This window comes from Maribacter polysaccharolyticus, from assembly GCF_028882255.1.
GTDB classification, from domain to species: Bacteria; Bacteroidota; Bacteroidia; order Flavobacteriales; family Flavobacteriaceae; genus Maribacter_A; species Maribacter_A polysaccharolyticus.
This window is the reverse complement of sequence record NZ_JARBUY010000002.1, coordinates 634,249-655,328: the sequence shown is the minus strand read 5'-3', so window position 1 is coordinate 655,328 and position 21,080 is coordinate 634,249. Positions and strand designations below refer to the sequence as shown.

Below are 21,080 nucleotides of genomic sequence, written 5' to 3'. Positions count from 1 at the left end.
AGACGCTTCCCGTCACTTTCAATACGATAATAAATAGAATTATGAGTTTATTAAATTCAGTACTGAAGGCATTTGTCGGTGACAAATCAAAGAAAGACGTAAAAGAACTACAACCCATTCTCAAACAAATAAAGTCATTTGAATCTGCCTTGGAAGGTTTAAGCCTTGATGAACTAAGGGCCAAAACGGCGGAGTTCAAGGCAAGGATCAAGGCCGACCGCCAAGAGTTGGACGATAAGATAGCTGAACTGACCGAGCAAGTACACGCCTCATCCGATATCGACAAGAATGAGGATATATATGCGGAGATCGACAAACTACAGGAAGAAGCCTATAAGATATCGGAAAACACCTTGAACGACATCCTACCGGAAGCCTTTGCCGTTGTAAAGGAAACCGCTAAGCGATTTGTCGCCAACGAAACCATGGAAGTTACCGCCTCGGAATTCGACAGGAAAATATCGGGAAGTAAGGATTATGTTTCTTTGGATGGGGATAAGGCCATCTGGAAAAACTCCTGGGACGCTGCAGGGAAAGCTGTTACTTGGGACATGGTACATTACGATGTACAGTTGATCGGTGGTATTGCCTTACATCAAGGTAAAATAGCCGAAATGCAAACGGGTGAAGGTAAAACTTTGGTCGCCACACTTCCTATGTACCTAAATGCACTTTCTGGCCATGGCGCCCATTTGGTAACGGTCAACGATTATCTAGCCAAAAGGGATAGTGCTTGGATGGCACCGATTTTCGAATTCCATGGTCTTTCGGTAGACTGTATCGATCATCACAAACCCAATTCGGAAGGTCGTAGGGCTGCCTACAATGCCGATATCACCTATGGCACCAATAACGAATTCGGATTTGATTACCTGAGGGACAACATGGCGCATACCCCTGCTGATTTGGTCCAAAGACCGCATCATTATGCCATTGTCGATGAGGTCGATTCCGTTTTGGTCGATGATGCCCGTACCCCTTTGATCATTTCAGGACCGGTACCCGAAGGCGATCGGCACGAATTCAACGAGCTTAAACCCAAGGTCAATGATATCGTGCAAAAACAAAGACAACATTTGACCGGAGTATTGGCCGAAGCCAAAAAAGCCATAGCTGCCGGTGACACGAAAGAAGGCGGATTTTTATTACTACGCGTATTTAGGGGGTTACCCAAAAACAAGGCATTGATCAAATATCTAAGTGAAGAAGGGATCAAGCAACTATTGCAGAAAACCGAGAACTTCTACATGCAGGATAACAATAGGGAAATGCCGAAGGTAGATGAAGACCTGTTGTTCGTGATCGATGAGAAAAACAATCAGATAGAATTGACCGAGAAAGGGGTCGATTACATCTCCGGGGAACAAAACAGGGATTTCTTTGTCATGCCCGACATTGGTGGGGAAATCGCTAAGATAGAAAGTCAAAATCTCGATATTGAAAAAGAGGCCGAGCTTAAAGAGGAACTTTTCAAGGATTTTACCATAAAAAGCGAGCGCATACATACCTTGAGCCAATTGTTAAAGGCTTATACCCTTTTTGAAAAGGATGTGGAGTATGTGGTCATCGACAATAAAGTAATGATCGTTGATGAGCAAACCGGCCGTATTATGGATGGCCGTCGTTATTCCGACGGATTGCACCAAGCCATTGAAGCCAAGGAAAACGTAAAGATCGAAGCACTGACACAGACGTTCGCCACGGTTACCCTTCAGAACTATTTTAGGATGTACAAAAAACTGTCGGGTATGACGGGTACAGCCATTACAGAAGCCGGGGAATTTTGGGAAATTTACAAATTGGACGTTATGGAGATTCCTACCAACCGTCCCATTGCCCGGGAAGACCGGCATGATTTGATCTATAAAACAAAGCGCGAAAAATACAACGCCATAATCGAAGAGGTTACCAAATTATCCCAAGCCGGTAGGCCGGTTTTGATCGGTACCACCTCTGTGGAAATTTCAGAATTACTTTCCCGAATGTTGAACATTCGAAAAGTACCCCATAATGTATTGAACGCGAAATTGCATAAAAAAGAAGCCGATGTGGTCGCGGAAGCCGGTAAACCGGGTGTGGTCACCATAGCAACCAACATGGCAGGTCGTGGTACGGATATCAAATTGAGCGATGAAGTCAAAAAAGCTGGCGGATTGGCGATAATCGGTACGGAACGCCACGATTCCCGACGTGTCGACAGACAGTTAAGGGGTCGTTCAGGGCGTCAAGGAGATCCAGGAAGCTCGCAATTTTATGTATCGTTGGAAGATAACCTAATGCGTCTATTCGGTTCTGACCGAGTCGCCAAGATGATGGACAAGATGGGCTTGGAAGATGGGGAGGTCATTCAGCATTCCATGATGACAAAGTCCATCGAACGCGCACAGAAAAAAGTTGAGGAAAACAACTTTGGTGTCCGTAAACGTCTCTTGGAATATGATGACGTGATGAACGCCCAACGTGAAGTCGTGTACAAAAGGAGGCGACATGCCCTACAAGGGGAACGTCTTAAGGTGGATATTGCCAACATGATCTATGATACATGTGAATCAATTGCCGAAACCAATAAAGGTGCGATGGACTATAAGAACTTCGAATTCGAATTGATTAAGTTCTTCTCGATCACCTCACCGATAAACGAAGCCGAATTCGGTAAAATGAGCGTTCCTGAGATCACCAATGCCATTTATACCTCAGGCTATGAATTCTATAAAGAAAAAATGGAAAGGAATGCCGCCACGGCTTTCCCGGTCATTAAAAAAGTTTATGAGGACAATTCAAACTCATTCGAACGTATCGTAGTTCCATTTACCGACGGCATAAAAAGCCTGAACGTGGTTACCAACCTTAAGGATGCCTATGAATCCGATGGAAAACAGTTGGTCACCGATTTTGAAAAGAACATTACCTTGGCGATCATTGATGATGCTTGGAAAACCCATTTGCGAAAAATGGATGAATTGAAGCAATCGGTGCAATTGGCCGTTCATGAACAAAAGGACCCTTTATTGATCTACAAATTCGAGGCCTTTGAACTTTTCAAAAGTATGATCGATAAGGTGAACAAAGAAGTGGTATCGTTCTTGTTCAAAGGGGAACTACCCACAGAGAATCCCAACCAAATACAAAATGCCGGTAACATAAGAAGACCCAAAGAAAACATACAGACCAGCAAAGAGGAGATTCCGAATAGCGATGAATTGGCGGCCCAAAATAGGGCTGTTGGCCAATCCCAAGGACAAAGACCACAGATAACGGAAACCATAGTGCGAGAACGTCCGAAAATAGGTCGTAACGAGCGTGTGACAATCAAAAATGTGATGTCCGGGGAAAGCAAAACCGTCAAGTACAAACAGGCCGAACCCTTGATTGATAAGGGAGAATGGGTATTGACGGAAGATTGAACCGAAATTCGATAGATAAAAAAAAGCGACCTTTCCCGGTCGCTTTTTTTTTATGTCCGTTTATCTCCTTTTCCAAGGAACATCAAACACCAAAAAAAGGCTCCCCATCACCATCCATGAATATAATCGGGAACCAAATCCATATTTGCCCCAAACCAAGCTATGGAAGTTTCAAAAAAGACCTACCTTTAGATTTACGGTTCAACAAAACACCATAACACGGCTTCGTAAAATGGAATAGATCAATAGCTATGCATAAAATATAACCGAACGGACTTTATTTTTGTGTTTGAAGTTGATTTAATACCAAAACATATTTAGATTTACCACGAATAACCCTAATAATAGGAAATCGCCTTTCATTACCAAATTGGGATTCGCTATTAAAGTGCCAAATATTTCGACAATGGAAACGCCCGTAAAAGATGAATATCGCTTAGAGGACAAGGTCAAATTAACATTGAGGGTAAATTATTTTTCCTCGGTACTTGCCATTATATTTGGGTTTCTATGCATATACGCACTCGATATCCATGAAATTCTTCCCTATGCTTTTTTTGCGTACGGGGTTATCAACCTTTTAAATACTTTCGCCTTTAAATCGCATTCGAATCTAACGGTAACCTATAACATTACCTCAGTTCTCGGATTATTATGTAGCACCATCATTACTTTATTTAGCGGCGGCATAAACAGTCCGTTTATCTTTGTTCTTGCACTGATCGTATTTACGGGCTATGTAACCACAAAACTGTACGGGAAGGTTTACCTTTACATAAACCTGACCATTGTATGTCTTTTATACCTCGAAAGCCTTCCTGCTTACCGTGTGGCCTTCAACGCCGTACCGGAAGCATCCCGTGATCTTTTTAGCTTATTCAGTATCCTATTTTCGGTATACCTTTTAGGAGGGGTATTGGGTAAAAACCTCTTAAAGGCCCACCACAACCTTTACAAATCGCGAAACGAAATTGAAAAGCGGATCAAAGAAAAGGAAACCTTATTACGGGAAGTCCATCATCGGGTAAAAAACAATCTACAAACCGTATCAAGTCTTTTAAGCCTACAATCGAGGAACATCAAAGACGAGAAAATGAAAACCATCATCAAAAGCAGTCAGAATAGGGTTGTTTCAATGGCCATGGTCCATGAAATGCTATATATGCGGGATGAAGATCTTTCTAAAATCGAGTATAAATCCTACGTCAAGGAATTAAGCGAATTTCTGGTCCGATCCATAAAAGGTTCCGACAACAAAGTAAAACTCGATATCGATATTCCGGACATCAAATTAGGGATAGATACGGCAATACCATTGGGACTTTTGATCAATGAAGCGATTACCAATGCATTGAAATATGGCTTCCCCAATCAAAAGGAGGGGGAAATAAGTATTTCCATACAACAAGATGGGGATAATGCTTATGAGCTGCGTATCGGGGACAATGGCATTGGTTTCCCGGATACCATTGATTATAAAACAACGAATTCACTTGGTTTGAAGTTGATCCACAACCTAGCACGTCAACTTAAGGGTAGCATCCACAAGGACCCAACGAAAAAAGGCACCAACTATATTATAAAATTCCATGAAGTTGGCAAACATTTCAATGCCGTCGCTTAAACTAAATTTGGAATCCCCATCCTATAATTCCTTAGTCATTTAGACCTTTTTTTCGGTGCCAAGACACCCATGGCTTTGGCCCACCACTACCCTTCCGATAAGCATGACACCGTCATCCCCGTGTTCAAATGCATGTCATTTTGGACAAGACCATTACGGTTTATCTTTGAAAGCCTTATTTTTAGAAGGTAAAATCAAGGTGATTACCAAAAACCTCGGGAACAAAATTGACCAAACCACAGAAAAATATCCTATGAAAAAAACCCTTATAGCCTTAATCGCACTTCTCTTATCGAATTCAAACAGTTGGGGCCAAAGTGCCTCTGGAGACGGACCCTACAACCAATTGATCATTAGAGGGGTCATGTTGATCAATGGTAATGGCGCTCCCCCACAAGGTCCTGTTGATATTGTGGTTGAAGGGAATGTCATCAAGAAAATACAGGTGGTTGGTTATCCCGGGGTGCCCATAAAGGATGAAAACCGACCAAAATTAAAAGCCGGAGGAAAAGAACTCGATTGTACCGATATGTTTTTAATGCCCGGATTTATAGACATGCATGGCCACATTGGCGGAAAGGCCCAAGGTGCGGAACCCAACTATGTTTTCAGGTTGTGGATGGCACATGGGGTGACCACCGTTCGCGAACCTAGCGGCCGTGGGGTGGACTTTACACTCGACCTAAAACAAAAAAGTGCCCATAATGAGATCGTTGCACCCCGAATTTTGGCCTATACAAGATTTGGCCAAGGTAATGATGGCCCCATAACCAGCCCGGAAATGGCTAGGGAATGGGTAAGGAACAATGCGAAAAAGGGTGCCGATGGAGTGAAATTTTTCGGGGCCGAGCCCGAAATCATGGATGCAGCCTTACAGGAAAATAAAAAATTGGGGTTGCGTTCCGCCTGTCACCATGCACAGATGAATGTTGCCCGCTGGAATGTACTGCATTCGGCCCGGGCCGGATTGACCAGCATGGAACATTGGTATGGGTTGCCGGAAGCCCTTTTCGAAGATCGGACGGTACAAGCGTATCCGCTCGATTATAACTATAACAACGAACAGGACAGGTTTGAAGAAGCCGGTCGACTTTGGAAACAGGCCGCCGAGCCATATTCGGAACATTGGAATGCGGTTATGGATGAGCTTTTGGCCCTGGATTTCACCATTGACCCCACCTTCAATATTTACGAAGCCAGTCGTGACCTACAACGGGCGAGAAGGGCAGAATGGCACGAGGAGTATACCCTACCATCGCTTTGGGAGTTTTACCAACCCAGCAAGGTCTCCCATGGTTCGTATTGGCATGACTGGGGTACCGAACAAGAAGTCGCTTGGAAAGAAAACTATAGACTCTGGATGACTTTTGTAAACGAATATAAAAATCGCGGGGGCCGTGTTACTGCGGGTTCCGATTCAGGATTCATTTTTCAACTTTATGGATTTGCCTATATCCGTGAACTGGAGTTATTACGGGAAGCCGGATTCCATCCACTTGAGATCATTAAATCGGCTACCCTCAATGGGGCTGAAGCTTTAGGTATGGACGATAAAATAGGCAGTGTCTCTGTCGGTAAATTAGCCGATTTCGTGGTTGTTGGGGAAAACCCTCTAAAAAATCTAAAAGTACTCTACGGTACAGGAGCTATCCGTTTAACCGAAGCTAATGAAGTAGTTCGGGTCGGAGGGGTAAAATACACCATTAAAGACGGTATTATCTATGATGCCCCCGCACTTTTAAAGGAAGTGAAAGACATGGTAGCTGCCGAAAAGCAAAAAACGGGATACCAAATCAAACAACCCGGAATAAATGAATGAATGAATGGCAAATGGGAGACCCATGGCAATCGATGGCCGATTCCCATTGTCCTCCCACAGACCAGTATCATTCGGAATCTTTCAAATTATTTTTTGACCCGTACTTTCAAAGGTTGTAAAAAACCGTTTGTTTTGGGGAATATTAGGCTATTCAAAACCAACAAAGCAACCGGAAGCAAAAGAAAGAAAAGTATCATATGGCGTATATTTTAGATTAAAAAAAAGGGGGACTTTTCATTATTCTTAAAAAACACTACGGATCAAGACAATTTTGGTTTATCCTTTTTAGTGGTAAAAGCCAAAGCTTTCTTTACTCTAGAGTTTTTGAACTTGTATAAACGTGCAACACTTTTTCCTGAAATGATTTTAGTTTCCTGAGCAGGAGTAAAAGTGACAACCCCACTATCCAAAACAAAATCCATTTTAATTGGCTCCACGGTATCATTGGTATCTGCATTTTGGGCAAAGGCGGCGGTACTTAAAAAAAGAGCGAAAATAAAGGTGAAAATTGCTTTCATAATATCGACTTGGGTTACATAAATTTAACTCCAAACGATACTGGGGGAGGTCCTTAAAACGGTGAAGAGCCCTTATTTTTCGGCTATCGGGAAAAGATTGGACAAAGCGTACTGTTTGTCCGATAAACGTTTTCAACACCAAATACCACTTAACGGGCAAATGGTCTTTTTATCGGTATTCTTAGATGCCAATTTTAAAAGGAAGTGGAATGAAAGAGGTGGAAAGAACCCCTTCCTAATTTGGAAGATGTTACCGTAATTGGCTAAAACAAAAAAGCCTTACCCTCTTTTGTTAGGTGGTTCCCAATTTCAAACACAGGGAAAAAGAGAGCCTTATTTTGAACATGACCACTCAAAACCATATCGATTTTGACCAAACGGTTATCAGAAAATATGTTGATTTTCCTACATTTCATACAAAAAGGACGACACTTTATACAATTACACCCCTGAAATCAAGGATCAGTTACTAATTTAACATAAAAATTACGCCCTCCCCCCTATATAAGAATTGTCTAGAATTTAAAAACAACAACCCATGGATTCACTTATATACTATATCGCGCCTATATCGATCATTTTTGCCACAAGTGTCATTATTTTCATTCTATCAGGGCTCATTAAAAATCGACCCCACCAGTAAATACCCTATTGTCTTTTTTTAAATTAAGGGCTGGTCTGGGCCTTAATCTTGTCGAACCCATAAAGTATTTCAGCTGACTCCTGCCTGTGAAGCCGCCATTTTTCCACCTATTTTGTAGTTACTTGGTGTGTACTGCTTTTTTCGAATTGTTTGTTCTAAAGAAGTTGTCGAAATACAGGATTTGATATTGCAATGCATTATCCCAATAGGCTAAAGTATGTCCTCCAGGTCGTTCTATATAATCATGCGGTATATTAAAATAAAGTAGCTTTTCATGTAGATGACGGTTGACATCGATAAAAAAATCATCTATACCACAATCGATAATTAGTGCCAATCGATCATCTTCAAGCAGGTACAATTGATTTATTACCGTGTGTTTTTCCCAATTTTCAGGATGTGTGGCCTTATCACCCAGTCTTTTTGCCAAATCCCAATTTTGTGGGAAGGGTCGAATATCAACCCCGCCACTCATACTTCCTGAAGCCCCAAAAATATCTTGATGCCGTATGGCCAAATACAATGCGCCATGTCCACCCATGCTCAAACCCGTAACTGCACGACCTTCCCTACTTTTAATGGAGTTATACCTATTATCGATAAAGTCTATCAACTCCTTTGTCACATAGGTCTCATATCTCATGGTGGAATCGACCGGACTATCGAAATACCAGCTCGAAAAGTCACCATCAACCCCCACAATGATTAAATTATACCGGTCGGAAAAGTGTTTGAGCTGAGGAAAATCCTTTACCCATGACGCATAATTCCCGCTATATCCATGCAATAAATACAGAACTGGATAGGATTCCCCGGTTTTTTTATAATTGTCAGGAGTAATCACACAGGTTTTGGTGTTTTTCTTCATGGATTTACTGTAAACCACTAAGGTATCCACGTTTGCTGCAAATAGCGATAAAGGTAAAATCAAAAGGCAAATTGATAGTAATGTATATTTCATTTTCTTGTACAGTCTAAATCAGGTACTTATTTTTTGAGTTACGATATGGTCGCCACCAATGACCACACGACCATGGCTCCCTCTTGGGAAATGCCTACCGGCTTCCGGCGCGTGGACCGTCAGCCCTAAAGTTATGGTAATTTACCGAAAGGATGCAACGGTAGTCGCCATGTTGTCACTTGGAAAAAAAGGGTTGAAATGTGAATCGGATGCCCCTTTTAAGTATAACCGCACCCTCCTTACGTCAAAGGACCCGTCCAAGTTTTTCATTAAAGCATTGGTTGGGAGACATTTTAAACATTTTCCCTCCATATCTTTCGTTCCAAAAATCTTTAATTGACTATTTGGCTTTTATGATGTATTGATATGGTAAGAGATCAACGTTTACCTCAAATTGGGAATAGCCGGCCTCTTTTAGCTCTGCTATTACTTGATCTATTGAAATTTTATGGCCGGTTGGCGGACCTACGGGAACCTCTGTTTTAAAGAAATCAATAATCACCAATTCGCCTTTCCCCTTAGTTCCTTTCTTCACTTTTGAAAAATACGTGCTTCTGTCTTCTATATGGTGATAGGTATTGACAATTAATGCAATATCCACTTCATGATCATGTAAATTTGGATCGTCATAAGGAATTTTACGCAGTTCAATATTTTTGATCCCCTGTACCTCGATACGTTTTTTTAACGCATTTTGGAATTCATCACTCACGTCCGCAGCAATTACCTTCGCTCCTCTATCGGCCAATTTCACGGAAAAATAACCCGAGCCCGCCCCGATATCCATGATTTTTTTATTTAATACATTTCCTAAATAGTCCAGAACCTTTTCAGGTTTCTGGTAGGCATCCCGTTCTGGCGATTCAAAACGTTCGATCAAATCATCGGTATGGGATCGGTGCATATATTCGTTGGCAGTTTCCGTACTGTCCTTCGACGCGTTTTTTTGATCGGGTTTGTGCTGCGAAAATGCCAAAACACAGGTTAACAAGGTTCCTAAAAAGGTTAAATATAATTTTGCCATGTATTTCATTTTTAATTTACCATTCCACTTATCCGTCCACAAAGAAGTAAGAAAATTCAAATTAAAAAACCAATAGTGTTTCAAATGGTTGATTGATACCTACCGCTACTATCATCCAAAGGGACAAAAGAACATACACCATTTGAAAAACCGGAACCATTGGATTTTTTTATCCGTTGATTTGATTTCCCCGTTTGATATCGTCATTTAAATATACCCAAAACAGTTGTGATAGAAGAAAAGATATCCCAAAATCCTTATATGGATGTAATGGTTTTAATGCCCCACACCTCCCATGAAACCACCTTTTTTTTTAAACCAAGGGTAATATTATGAAATGTCTACACTGTGAGGTCTCTCAATGTAATCGTTCCTGGATGTTTATCGGATTTGACCGGTACTTACCAAAAATTTACCCATTCGTCGTTTGATTAGGAAGATCGATGGTTGGCAAAAAAAAGTATGGGGTAGTTCTTGGCTAAACGATACGTCGTGAAAAATTGAAGTGCCGTGGTGTTTCCGGAAATTGTTTTACTGTTACGTTTGCCTCGCACCGGTAATCAATTGCTATTATAACATTATCATAGGTTTACCCCCATAAAGGTTTATCTTTCTTTGCCTTGAATTCCAGGGCCCTTTTCACCTTCGTGTCCCTAAAAACATAAATACTTACCGCATTACTTGGCCATGGACTCAATAATCCGGTATGGTTCTTCGCCAACTTAAGATCCGGGCGTACGGGCAACACCGTTAACGTTAGTAACGAACCCTTCCCAATAGTTTCCATCTGTTTATCAGGACCAATACAATGGGCAAAGGATATAAAGCCCGTAAATAAAAAAAAGGTAACTAAGAAAAAGGTTCGCATAGTTCATGGTTAGTTTGGTTACCTTAAAACCCCACGACCTAATTTTCCAACCCAATTATTCGATAAAAGGTATCATTTCACGGATGAAGTGTAATTTTATCGATAAACTACAGTATTTCAACCGCTTAACCCAACTATTGAAAATGCATTTCATCGATGTTTTCTTACTTTTTATCGATACACAAATAGCATCCATTACGAATTTATGGTCATTAAATCCCGCTTTTTATCATTTTATCAGATAAAGAGGCTATTATTTTTCGAAATCCGATTTATCGTCACCTTTCAACGAACTTCCTTACGCAACACCTGTAATGGAGGACTACTAATGACCCCCCTACTGTTGAATAACCCAATGCTTAAAACCAATAAGGTAATACCGGGAACAAGAACAAGGAAAGGTTCCATAGTAGGAATAAAAGGGGTTTCAAAAACAAATACCGCCATGAGTCCACTCCCCAATAAGGAAAGTACTATGCCGATTCCACTACCCAATAGGCCTAAATACAAATACTCCAAAGCGGTAATCCTAAGTATTTGAATACTTCGGGCCCCTAACGTACGTAATAATACATTATCCCTAATTCTTTGATACTTACTGTTGCGCACAGCCCCTATCAAAACAATGACCCCTGTGAGGATGCTAAAAAACGCCATAAAGTTTATGGCCCAAGAAATCTTGTCCAATATACCTTCAATGACCCCAATGACCTGACGTAGATCGATAATGGAAACATTCGGGAACCTACTTACCATTTCCTTTTGCAACCTAGCCGAACCTTCGGTATCGGGCACATTGGTGGTCAGCACATGAAATTGGGGTGCATTTTCCAACACCCCTTTAGGAAAAACAATGGAAAAGTTCAATTGCATTTGTCCCCAGTCGACAGCACGGATATTCCCTACTACCGTTTCCATCAACACCCCCTGTACATTGAATTCCAAGGTATCACCGACACCTACTTTGGCATCCCTGGCGACATTGTCCGATATGGATATGGGTATGGGCCCCTCGCTGTGCATCTTCGGCATCCACTCGCCCTCAAGCAATTGTTCGGAGGCCATAAGGGAATCACGATAGGTTACCCGAAACTCGTGGTTCAAAATCCATTGGTGTACCTGGGACGTACTATCCAATCGAATATCGTTCACGGGCCTACCGTTGATACTTTGGACCCTCATGGTAACGATCGGGATATTATCTATGAGCCGCAGATCTCTCGAGGTTATACTGTTTGCAACCTCATCTTTCTGTTCGGTCTGTACATCGAACAATATGATATTCGGATTCCCCGATCTATTTTCCAATGTGGTCTTCGACAATAAAATTTCCTTGGTAAAATATAAGGTGCTTACCAAAAAAGACCCCACCCCTATCGCCAAAATCAAGACCATGGTCTGGTTGTTGGGCCTAAATAAATTCAACAAGCTTTGGCGGGCCGTAAAACCCCATGATAAGGGAAAGTATTTTTTTATCAATCCCATCGACAACTTTGCAAAACCGGCCAAGATCCCAAAGGTCAAAACAATACCCAGTACGAACGCCAAGGCATAGGTCCAACGCTGTAAAAGTCCATATGCAAGGAACAACACGGAAATAAGGATGACCATACCCACTATCGCCATGGCTTTTACGGATTTGGAATTGTCTACCTCCCCGATCCGTAAAACGACCAATGGGGAAACATACCAGGTAACCAATAAAGGGGAAAGGGCAAATAAAACCGACATAAAGATCCCCAAGAACAACCCCGTAAGTATGGGTTTTAACGCTAGGGAGATCTCTATTTCAAAAGGCAGGAAATCTTGGAGGAACATGGGAAAAACAAATTGCAACCCTATCCCCAATGCCGTACCTAGAAGTCCGCCCACAAAACCCATTCCCGCAATCTGTATCAGATAGATCAAAAAGGTCTGCTTTCCCGTCGCCCCTAAACATTTAAGTATGGCCAAAGCCCGCAATTTTTCCTTGATATAAATGTGCACCGAACTGGCAATACCCAAACAACCCAACAGCAGTGCGATAAATGCCACCATATTCAGGAATTTGCCCATATTTTCATAGCGTCTACCCAATCGTCGACTTGTATCGATATGGGTATCCAAATCCGCATTCTGGGCATCTAGCAAGGGGTCTACCACCTTATTCAATTCTTCTAAATCAGTCTTCCCATCAGCAAGGAAATAATAATCGTACTCGATCCTGCTCCCTTTTTGCAGTAAGCCCGTTTCCTCAACAAAGCGAAACGGAATGATAATGGGCGGTGCAACCGTGCTTGAAATTGCGGAACTCCCAGGTGCCGATAGTAAGGCCCCGGCTATTGGGAAGGTCAAATTCCCTACCTTGACACTGTCCCCAGGGTGAAGATCGAACTGAAGCATTAGGGTAGCATCGACCAGTGCCGCACCCTCCTCTTGGTAATCGTTCGCAACCTTGACCGGTTCTGTTTCCAAGGTACCATATAACGGGTAATCCCCTTCAATACCCCTAATCTGGACCAATTTGGTCGCTTTACCTTTCGAAAAGGTGGCCATTGAAGCAAATTTGACTTCCCTGCCCGCTTCACCCCCCAAAGAATCGATGATCGCCTGCACTTTGCCATTGGGCAAATCATTGCTATCGATAAGATAGTCGGCCCCCATGAGTTCTTTGGATTGGGTGGTAATATTTCGTTGGAGATTATCACTGAAAGATTGTATCGATACCACGGCGGCGATACCCAGGACAATCGATGCCATAAAAAGCACCAATCTTCTACTACTGGCCTTGCCATCCCGCCATGCCATCTTGAGAAGCCATCCTATCCGGGTCGTTTTCCTATAATCCCTTTGATCCTTCAAGATTGTACGGTCTTTTCGTTCGCAATAATCTTCCCGCCTTTCAATCTTAAAATACGGTTATTTCGTTTGGCCAAATCAAGGTCATGGGTGACTATGACCAAGGTGGTCCCCGCATCCTTATTCAATTCAAAGAGCAATTGTATAACTTTTTCCCCGGTCTCATCATCAAGGTTCCCCGTAGGTTCATCCGCGAAAAGAATCGAGGGGTTATTGCTAAAGGCCCGCGCTAGGGCTACCCGTTGTTGTTCCCCTCCGGACAATTGGGAAGGATAATGATGATAACGTTTGGCCAATCCGACCTTATCCAACAGTTCCTTGGCCACCCTACCGGCATTTTTAGAACCCTGTAATTCCAAGGGTACACTAACATTCTCCAATGCGGTTAAAGTGGGAAGTAATTGAAAATCCTGAAAAATGAATCCGACATTCCTGTTTCGAAGTACCGCCCGTTCGTCTTCATCCAATGCACCCAATTCAACACCACAGAGTTCAATACTACCATTTTCAGGTTGATCCAATCCTGCACATAGCCCCAACAAAGTGGTCTTACCACTACCGGAAGGACCTACTATGGCAAAGGTTTCCCCTTTCTCGATTTCAAAGGAAATACCATCCAAAACGGTGATGGTATTCGCTCCATTATTATAAGTTTTCTTTAGGTTACGAACGTTTAATATCTTTGTCATAGTACGCTAATAGGAATCCCTTGCTTTGAAAGGGACAAAATAAGAAAATGGATTTGAATAATACCCATTGCATCATGAAGACCCTCATAAAGTTTAGTTATTTTTTCATTCTGTTCCTATCCTTTTCCTGTGGCGAAAACAAGTCCAGACAAGGAACCGAAAGTCCGGATGCGACAAACACACAAACCAACACCCTTAAAAGTACTGAAAGTAAGGTCATTGTATTCTTCGGCAATAGTCTAACGGCGGGCATGGGATTAGATCCTAATGAGGCCTTCCCCGCATTGATACAGGACAAACTGGACACCCTGCAAATGGCCTATAAAGTCATCAACGCCGGCCTTAGCGGAGAGACTACCGCCAGCGGCAGGAATAGATTGGATTGGGTCCTAAACCAGAAAGTGGACATTTTCGTATTGGAACTTGGCGCCAATGATGGCTTAAGGGGCATTCCTTTATCCGAAACTCGAAATAACCTACAATTTATCATTGATTACGTACGCTCCAAAAATCCCAATGCGGAAATAGTATTGGCAGGGATGCAGATCCCCCCGAATATGGGAGAAGCCTATACCACGGAATTCAAGAATATTTTTCCTGAATTGGCAGAGAAAAACGATACCGGCCTCATTCCCTTTTTACTAAAGGATGTTGCCGGGATTCCTGCCTTGAACCAAGAAGATGGCATACACCCTACAAAGGAAGGGCACCAGATCATAGCGAATACGATATGGGAGACCTTGCGGCCACTGATGATCATCGATGAAAACAGTCGCCATTAAGGTGCACATAGCCAACCCCCTTTTTCAGGGCAATGGCAACCATAACCATTCAGTACTGAAACTGTCCGAAGAACATCCAAGCACCAAAAGCATGGGTTTATATGAAAATTGTGTATTAATTGGGATTATCGCTTTAAGCAATCCTCTTGAAAAGTTGTGGAATCGGATTTAAAAAAACCCAAAGTAGCGGATGGTAATGGCAAATTATTTTACCACATTATCCAAAATCTTCCCTTTACTTACCTCGCCAATAACAACGACATCCTTGGTGGCTTCATACTCATCGATGGCCATAAGCATTTGTTCCTTGGTATCGCGTCGGATTTTCACTCCTGTCTTGGAACCTCTATTCCTGATTTCTATATAAAATCCGTCCCTTAATTCAGTCGGTTTCGTTGCCGGTCTTCCCATAATATTAATTCTATTCTAAGTTAATGTAAGTGTTCTCTTTTTCCATTCCAATGCTACCGTAGTATAGAAGTCGTAAAACAAAAGCCGAACCTACAGCAAAAAATAGCTAAAGCATCGCAATTACCAAAATAGTTATTAATTATTCATCAACAATAGCCGCATTTATCATAATTTTAAGATAGTTATAACATAATCGGTTCCGAAAATCCTATTAAAGGGCCCTAATTTTAGAAGAATACCCAATTATTTAGAAATTTACAGCAATGGAAAAACTTCGTATTCTTGAAGCAAAAAGCGCAGAACCATGATCATTAAAGAGAAAATCATTTATGAGGACGCTTCAAAAAAACAATTTGAGGGCGTTGTGGTTTGGGATGACTCCCACACCGGACAAAAACCGGGTATTTTAGTCTCCCATATGTGGAGTGGACAATCGGAATTTGAGGTGGACAAAGCCACTGAATTAGCCAAATTAGGCTATGTAGGATTTGCCATTGACAATTATGGGAAAGGGCTTAGGGCCAACCATCCTGAAGAGGCACAAAAACTCATGGACGTCCTGGACCATGATCGGCCGTTATTACTATCGCGTATGGTATTGGCCGTGGAAACTTTGAAAAAGCACAAAGCGGTGAATGCCATGAAAATCGGGGCCATTGGATTTTGTTTTGGTGGGAAATGTGTTTTGGATCTTGCCCGATCAGGAGCCGACATTAAGGGAGTGGTGAGTTTTCATGGCTTATTGGACCCTCCAACCCCACATCCCAAGAAAGAAATCAAAAGTGCGGTACTTGTGCTTCACGGTTGGGAAGACCCCATGGCCTTACCCGATGCCATGGTTAAGCTTGCCCATGAAATGAACCAATATAATGCCGATTGGAACGTAAATATATACGGGCATGCCGGACACGCCTTCACCAACCCCAAAGCTAAATTTCGAGACAAGGGATTGTTTTTTGAACCTCGTTCAAATAAGCGCTCTTGGCATTCAATGTGCTATTTTCTTAAGGAAATCTTTGATTGACCCCTACCCGGCATAGGTGTTTTATCATTCAACTTGTAAGTTAAGATCAAATAAGTCTACTAAATCCATAAAAACAACTTTCATGCATAAATCAATCTTTTTGGCATTTACACTATTGCTCTCTTTGAATTGCGAATCCAAAGTAAAGAACGGGAAACAAGTATCGACCGATTCCCCTATCGAACCGACCACTAAAATTGCTCCCAGTGAATTGCAAGATTACAAAGTCGCTTATTTTGCCAGTGGTTGTTTTTGGTGTGTCGAGGCCATTTATGAGGATGTGATCGGTGTCAAGGAAGTGATTTCAGGTTACGCCGGAGGTACGGAAACAAACCCAACTTATGAACAGGTAGCTCGGGGACTCACCTCCCATGCAGAAGCTGTAAAGGTGTATTATGACCCCAAAGAGGTCGATTTTACAACCTTGGTAAAGGTTTTCTTTGGATCCCATGACCCTACCACCCTTAACCGTCAAGGCCCTGATCATGGTGCCCAATACCGATCCATTGCATTTTATTCCAATGCAGCCGAAAAAAAGATCATTGAAGATTACATGAAGCAATTGGAAAAAGATAAAGTCTATCGGGACCCGATAGTTACCCAAGTCCAAAAATTTACAACATTCCATGATGCCGAGGATTATCATCAGGATTATGAAAAATTGAATCCGAACAATCCCTACATTATCAACATCTCCATTCCAAGATACAACAGGTTTAAAGCCAAATATCCTGAATTATTGAAAAAAGGAGGCCATTGAATGTACCCGTACGGGAAGCTGTGAAAACGGGGAAAATGAATTCCGATCAAACTCCCTCAGGTCAACCGGTACTATCGGTAATACCCTTATGTGATGTAGTACTGACTACTGATTCCCGGTATTGAAGTGATGTTCTAGGGGATATGGGCCATATTTCTATTTCAAGACGACATCGCTATATTTTGAATTGATATTGATGGATCGGGAACTACTGCCGTCGCCTTGAAAACCTTTGTATAACACGGTATTATTTTGTTTTGTTGTTTGCAGCTCCAGGTTTTGGGGATATGCTACCTTGGACAGGTTGCTTTTCACCGCAATGACAAAATCGGTTTCCGGTAGGTTGCAGGTCATTTCGGCATTTTGAAGCGATATATCGATATCCCTAAATCCGTCCGAAACGGAATTGATTTTCAGCGGCCCCATTTTATTGTCTATTATTGCGCTTTCCAAAAGGCGATGGATCGTAACATCGGAAGAGGTGGCACTCAACCTTAAGTCAAGCACTTCGTTCAAATCGACTTTTTCGGAATACGAAGTTTGCAATGCCCCATAATTCCATCGTTCTACCTGCACTGGCGAATACGATGTCATTATCGTGGTTTCTTCCCCATCTATGGTCATTGCCGAAAGAGTGGAATAGGATAGTCTTGCATTGATGTTTTTGGTGGTTTCGGCCAATTTGACCGCACCATGACGAACGTTCATTTGTATTTTGATACTTTTTGGCATTTTGACCTTAATGGTCTTTTTCACCTTGAAGCGTTTATTCTCCCCGTCAGTGGAATAATAAAAAATGTTGGGTTCATTTTCATGCCTTTCACGCATTTCAAAGATCTGCTCCCGTCGTTCTTCCATTTCCTTGGCTTTCTTCTCGATGATATCCGCACGTTTCTCCCTGGCCCCGGCCTTGGCCTCCATGCGTTTTTCTTGGGCTTCCATTCTTTGCTCCATCATTTCCTCCCTACGTTTGCGCAAAGCTTCTTGCCTAGCCTCCATTTTAGCACCCCAGGCTTCCATTTTTTCCTCATATTCCTTATCGAAACCTTTATCAAACTTCTTTTGCCATTTTTTCAGGTATTTTTCCCCTTCTTTTTGATACGCTTCGTAGTCAAATTCGACTTCAGGTACCGGGGGCATGGGCATGTCGGACAAGTCTAGGTGTAACTCCGCTAAATCCAATTCAGGTACCTCTGGCATTATGGGCATTTCGAAATCAAAATCAAAATCGGGTATTGAGATATTGAAATGTTCCAACCCCCCGGTGGCATGTTTAAAAACCCATGCGTTTTCACTACCTGTTGTAATCGATACTTTTTCACTATTGCCAACGATTTCAATACCCCTATGTTCAAAATACGCCGCCGCTTCTTCATCGGTGGCCCCCTCCAGGTCAATATTCGCCTCTACGGTAATCTGGTTTTTTCCCCATGTCTCAAATTCAATATCCACATTACTGGTATTGATATCGAGAATGGTTTCCGCATTCACATTGAAAACCTCATTATAGGTCTTATGTTTTTCCTGACCATACATCCCTATCGTTATTAGGAAAACGGTCAAGGCAATCGATTTAAATCGCATTCGTTCCATATTCTTCGTTTTTTGATGATTGTACTTCCCTTAACTTCATTTTTAATTGCTGTAACAGTTGCAATCGTAACTGTAGGTTTTTTATCAAAGCTGAAATGGTTTGATCATTGGGGCCGATTTGATTAAGTTCGGCGGTAAGGTTTTTATACTCCTTGTTCAAATCCGCCAAACGTTCCATATAACCATCCACCACCTCCCTGTTTTCAACGGACACATCCAATTTTGCCAACTCCAGGTTGATATTGGCCACATAATAACTCTCCACTTTTTTCAAATCGGGCGAAAGGTCTCCCAAAGAGATTCCGATCTTACCCTCCTTCAGGATATGCTTATCGACCACAGTGGTCGGAATCTCCGGTCTATCCCTTTCCAAAACAAAGAAGGTTATCACTCCGATAAGAACAAGAATGGTTGCGGCAATCCTTACGATAAAGAATGAAGATTTCCTTTTTTGGGGAAGTTCACTTGCCAAACGATCCGCAAATCGTTTTTCATGCCCATGGTTCATGGTGAACTTTTCGTTACATTTTTCCTTTTCGAACAAACCCCTAAGATCCTGTGCCATATTTCTTTTCCTTTAATACTTCCTTTAAATAACTTTTACCCCGTAATAACCGGGTCCTGCTTGCCGTTTCGGTCAGTTTCAAGACCTGTGCTATTTCTTTATGGTCGTACCCTTCGATCAAGAACATCATTACCACATATTTATACTTTTCCGGCAGTTTTTCTATTGCCGATTTTACATGATCTATAGTGACCCCATGGTCAACCGTCCAATCATCATCATCGGAAACCTGCAGATAATTCTCATCCAAGGCTACCAAATGCTGTTTTTTCCCTTTCAAAAAATCGATACTCTTATTGATGACGATCCGTTTCAACCAAGCCCCGAAAGTGACCTCACCCTTAAATTGATGGATCTTCTGAAAAGCCTTGATGAATGCCTCTTGAATCACATCCTCGGCATCGTTGGCATCTTGCACATAGCGCATGGCCACACAGAACATCCCTTCACAATATTGTTTGTAAAGTTGCATTTGGGCCTTACGGTCGTTGGCCTTGCATTTTTCTACCACATCAATTTGAAACATTTCAGGTCTCGGTGTTGTTTTGGTCGTTCTGTTTCCCTAAGGACGATAATAATAGGTCAATGTTGCAAAAACAGTTAATTTTGCCCTTTAAAATTCATTTTTCTTGAAACAAGTTACGATAAGCAACCCTTTCATCACTTTGATCGTACTCGATTACGGTGCGGTTATCCAAAAATTATTGGTAAAGGACGATGAGGGAAGGTATATGAATGTAGTCGTAGGCTACAACTACCCCAGTCAATATCCCAGTGACACGGCTTCTTTAGGGGCTTGTGTGGGAAGGTATGCCGGGCGTATTTCCAATGGAGGCTTTAATCTTGATTTCAAGAATTACACCCTACCGACCGTCAACGGCATTCATTTACACGGAGGCAATCAAGGTTTTGGCAAAAAACATTGGACCATCGAAGAGGTAAACCATGGCGATGAACCATTTGTTCGATTATCCTATTTCAGCAAACATCTGGAAGAAGGCTATCCTGGTAACTTAAAAGCCACTGTAACCTATAAGATCAGGAATAACGAGCTTTACATTATCCATGAGGCGACTACCGATTTATCAACAGTGGTGAATTTGACCAACCATTCTTATTTTAAGTTGGACAATGAAAACAGCATTGACCACTATTTTTTAAAATTGAATTGCCCAAAAAAGGTAGAAACCGATAAAAACCTGCTCCCTACAGGAAAATTGACCCCGGTTTCGGGTACCGAATATGATTTTAAGTCGGCACGTCAAATTGGAAAAACCCGTTTTGACACCCCTTTTGCGACCGATGACGACAGTAGTTTTGCGGCCATGGTATATTCAAAAAGATCGGGTATTTCCATGGAAGTCCATACGAATCAGCGGGGAATGGTCGTATATACCCCTAAAGGTTTCCCAGCCATATGTTTCGAGACCCAAAATTTCCCCGATGCCCCGAACCATCCCCATTTCCCAAGCAGCGTGTTGCGTCCCAATGAAACCTATCGCAATGCGTCTATCTTTAAGTTCGATTTAGTAACTTAGGGGAAAACCAACAAAAAAC

At 42.0% G+C, this 21,080-nt stretch carries 17 protein-coding genes; 7 read left to right on the top strand and 10 right to left on the bottom strand.

Annotated elements, in window-relative coordinates:
• The first annotated feature begins 41 nt into the window (after positions 1 to 41).
• From secA to PHU20_RS08740, 3 genes are all read left to right on the top strand, one after another.
• Positions 42 to 3,404, top strand: coding sequence for a preprotein translocase subunit SecA (gene secA / locus PHU20_RS08750; protein ID WP_274824974.1), 3,363 nt, complete (start codon positions 42 to 44; stop codon positions 3,402 to 3,404).
• A 406-nt stretch (positions 3,405 to 3,810) separates the two neighbouring features.
• Positions 3,811 to 5,028 carry a sensor histidine kinase gene (locus PHU20_RS08745; RefSeq protein ID WP_274824973.1) on the top strand — a complete coding sequence of 406 codons (1,218 nt, stop codon included), beginning with the start codon at positions 3,811 to 3,813 and terminating at the stop codon, positions 5,026 to 5,028.
• Positions 5,029 to 5,281: 253 nt separating this feature from the next.
• Entirely contained in the window at positions 5,282 to 6,847 is a 1,566-nt protein-coding gene (locus tag PHU20_RS08740) for an amidohydrolase family protein (protein WP_274824972.1), read from the top strand.
• A gap of 260 nt (positions 6,848 to 7,107) precedes the next feature.
• On the opposite strand, the gene PHU20_RS08735 is transcribed toward PHU20_RS08740, so the two are convergent.
• From PHU20_RS08735 to PHU20_RS08710, 6 genes are all read right to left on the bottom strand, one after another.
• Positions 7,108 to 7,365, bottom strand: coding sequence for a hypothetical protein (locus PHU20_RS08735; RefSeq protein WP_274824971.1), 258 nt, complete (start codon positions 7,363 to 7,365; stop codon positions 7,108 to 7,110).
• A 761-nt stretch (positions 7,366 to 8,126) separates the two neighbouring features.
• On the bottom strand, positions 8,127 to 8,969 hold the full coding sequence (locus PHU20_RS08730) for an alpha/beta hydrolase (protein ID WP_274824970.1): 843 nt from the start codon (positions 8,967 to 8,969) through the stop codon (positions 8,127 to 8,129).
• A gap of 340 nt (positions 8,970 to 9,309) precedes the next feature.
• A complete protein-coding gene (locus PHU20_RS08725; protein ID WP_274824969.1) occupies positions 9,310 to 9,993 on the bottom strand; it encodes a class I SAM-dependent methyltransferase in 684 nt (227 codons plus the stop codon).
• Between the two features lie 589 nt (positions 9,994 to 10,582).
• Positions 10,583 to 10,780: a hypothetical protein gene (locus PHU20_RS08720; protein WP_274824968.1), complete on the bottom strand. Its 198-nt coding sequence runs from the start codon at positions 10,778 to 10,780 to the stop codon at positions 10,583 to 10,585.
• 366 nt (positions 10,781 to 11,146) lie between these two features.
• Positions 11,147 to 13,648, bottom strand: coding sequence for an ABC transporter permease (locus tag PHU20_RS08715; RefSeq protein ID WP_274825179.1), 2,502 nt, complete (start codon positions 13,646 to 13,648; stop codon positions 11,147 to 11,149).
• Between the two features lie 50 nt (positions 13,649 to 13,698).
• The gene (locus tag PHU20_RS08710; RefSeq protein ID WP_274824967.1) at positions 13,699 to 14,388 is read right to left on the bottom strand and encodes an ABC transporter ATP-binding protein; all 690 of its coding nucleotides are present in this window, start codon (positions 14,386 to 14,388) and stop codon (positions 13,699 to 13,701) included.
• Between the two features lie 74 nt (positions 14,389 to 14,462).
• Between PHU20_RS08710 and PHU20_RS08705 the strand changes: the two genes are divergently transcribed.
• Positions 14,463 to 15,170 (top strand): arylesterase, encoded by a 708-nt coding sequence (locus tag PHU20_RS08705; RefSeq protein ID WP_274824966.1) that lies wholly within the window; start codon positions 14,463 to 14,465, stop codon positions 15,168 to 15,170.
• 204 nt (positions 15,171 to 15,374) lie between these two features.
• Here the strand turns inward: PHU20_RS08705 and PHU20_RS08700 are convergent, their stop codons facing one another.
• Positions 15,375 to 15,581, bottom strand: a complete 207-nt coding sequence (locus tag PHU20_RS08700) for a hypothetical protein (RefSeq protein WP_274824965.1) — start codon at positions 15,579 to 15,581, stop codon at positions 15,375 to 15,377.
• 304 nt (positions 15,582 to 15,885) lie between these two features.
• On the opposite strand from PHU20_RS08700, the gene PHU20_RS08695 reads away from it, so the two are divergent.
• Together PHU20_RS08695 and msrA are read left to right on the top strand one after the other, a co-directional pair.
• Positions 15,886 to 16,605 (top strand): dienelactone hydrolase family protein, encoded by a 720-nt coding sequence (locus PHU20_RS08695; RefSeq protein WP_274824964.1) that lies wholly within the window; start codon positions 15,886 to 15,888, stop codon positions 16,603 to 16,605.
• An 82-nt stretch (positions 16,606 to 16,687) separates the two neighbouring features.
• Positions 16,688 to 17,365, top strand: a complete 678-nt coding sequence (msrA, locus tag PHU20_RS08690; protein WP_274824963.1) for a peptide-methionine (S)-S-oxide reductase MsrA — start codon at positions 16,688 to 16,690, stop codon at positions 17,363 to 17,365.
• Positions 17,366 to 17,521: 156 nt separating this feature from the next.
• Here msrA and PHU20_RS08685 read toward each other — a convergent pair whose 3' ends face one another.
• From PHU20_RS08685 to PHU20_RS08675, 3 genes are read right to left on the bottom strand one after another with little or no spacing between them, the layout of a single operon-like run.
• Positions 17,522 to 18,958 (bottom strand): OmpH family outer membrane protein, encoded by a 1,437-nt coding sequence (locus PHU20_RS08685; RefSeq protein WP_274824962.1) that lies wholly within the window; start codon positions 18,956 to 18,958, stop codon positions 17,522 to 17,524.
• Entirely contained in the window at positions 18,939 to 19,523 is a 585-nt protein-coding gene (locus tag PHU20_RS08680) for a hypothetical protein (RefSeq protein WP_274824961.1), read from the bottom strand. Before PHU20_RS08680 ends, PHU20_RS08685 begins: the two co-directional genes overlap by 20 nt.
• Positions 19,507 to 20,049 carry an RNA polymerase sigma factor gene (locus PHU20_RS08675; RefSeq protein ID WP_274824960.1) on the bottom strand — a complete coding sequence of 181 codons (543 nt, stop codon included), beginning with the start codon at positions 20,047 to 20,049 and terminating at the stop codon, positions 19,507 to 19,509. Before PHU20_RS08675 ends, PHU20_RS08680 begins: the two co-directional genes overlap by 17 nt.
• A 103-nt stretch (positions 20,050 to 20,152) precedes the next feature.
• Between PHU20_RS08675 and PHU20_RS08670 the strand changes: the two genes are divergently transcribed.
• The gene (locus PHU20_RS08670; RefSeq protein ID WP_274824959.1) at positions 20,153 to 21,061 is read left to right on the top strand and encodes an aldose epimerase family protein; all 909 of its coding nucleotides are present in this window, start codon (positions 20,153 to 20,155) and stop codon (positions 21,059 to 21,061) included.
• Positions 21,062 to 21,080: the final 19 nt, after the last annotated feature.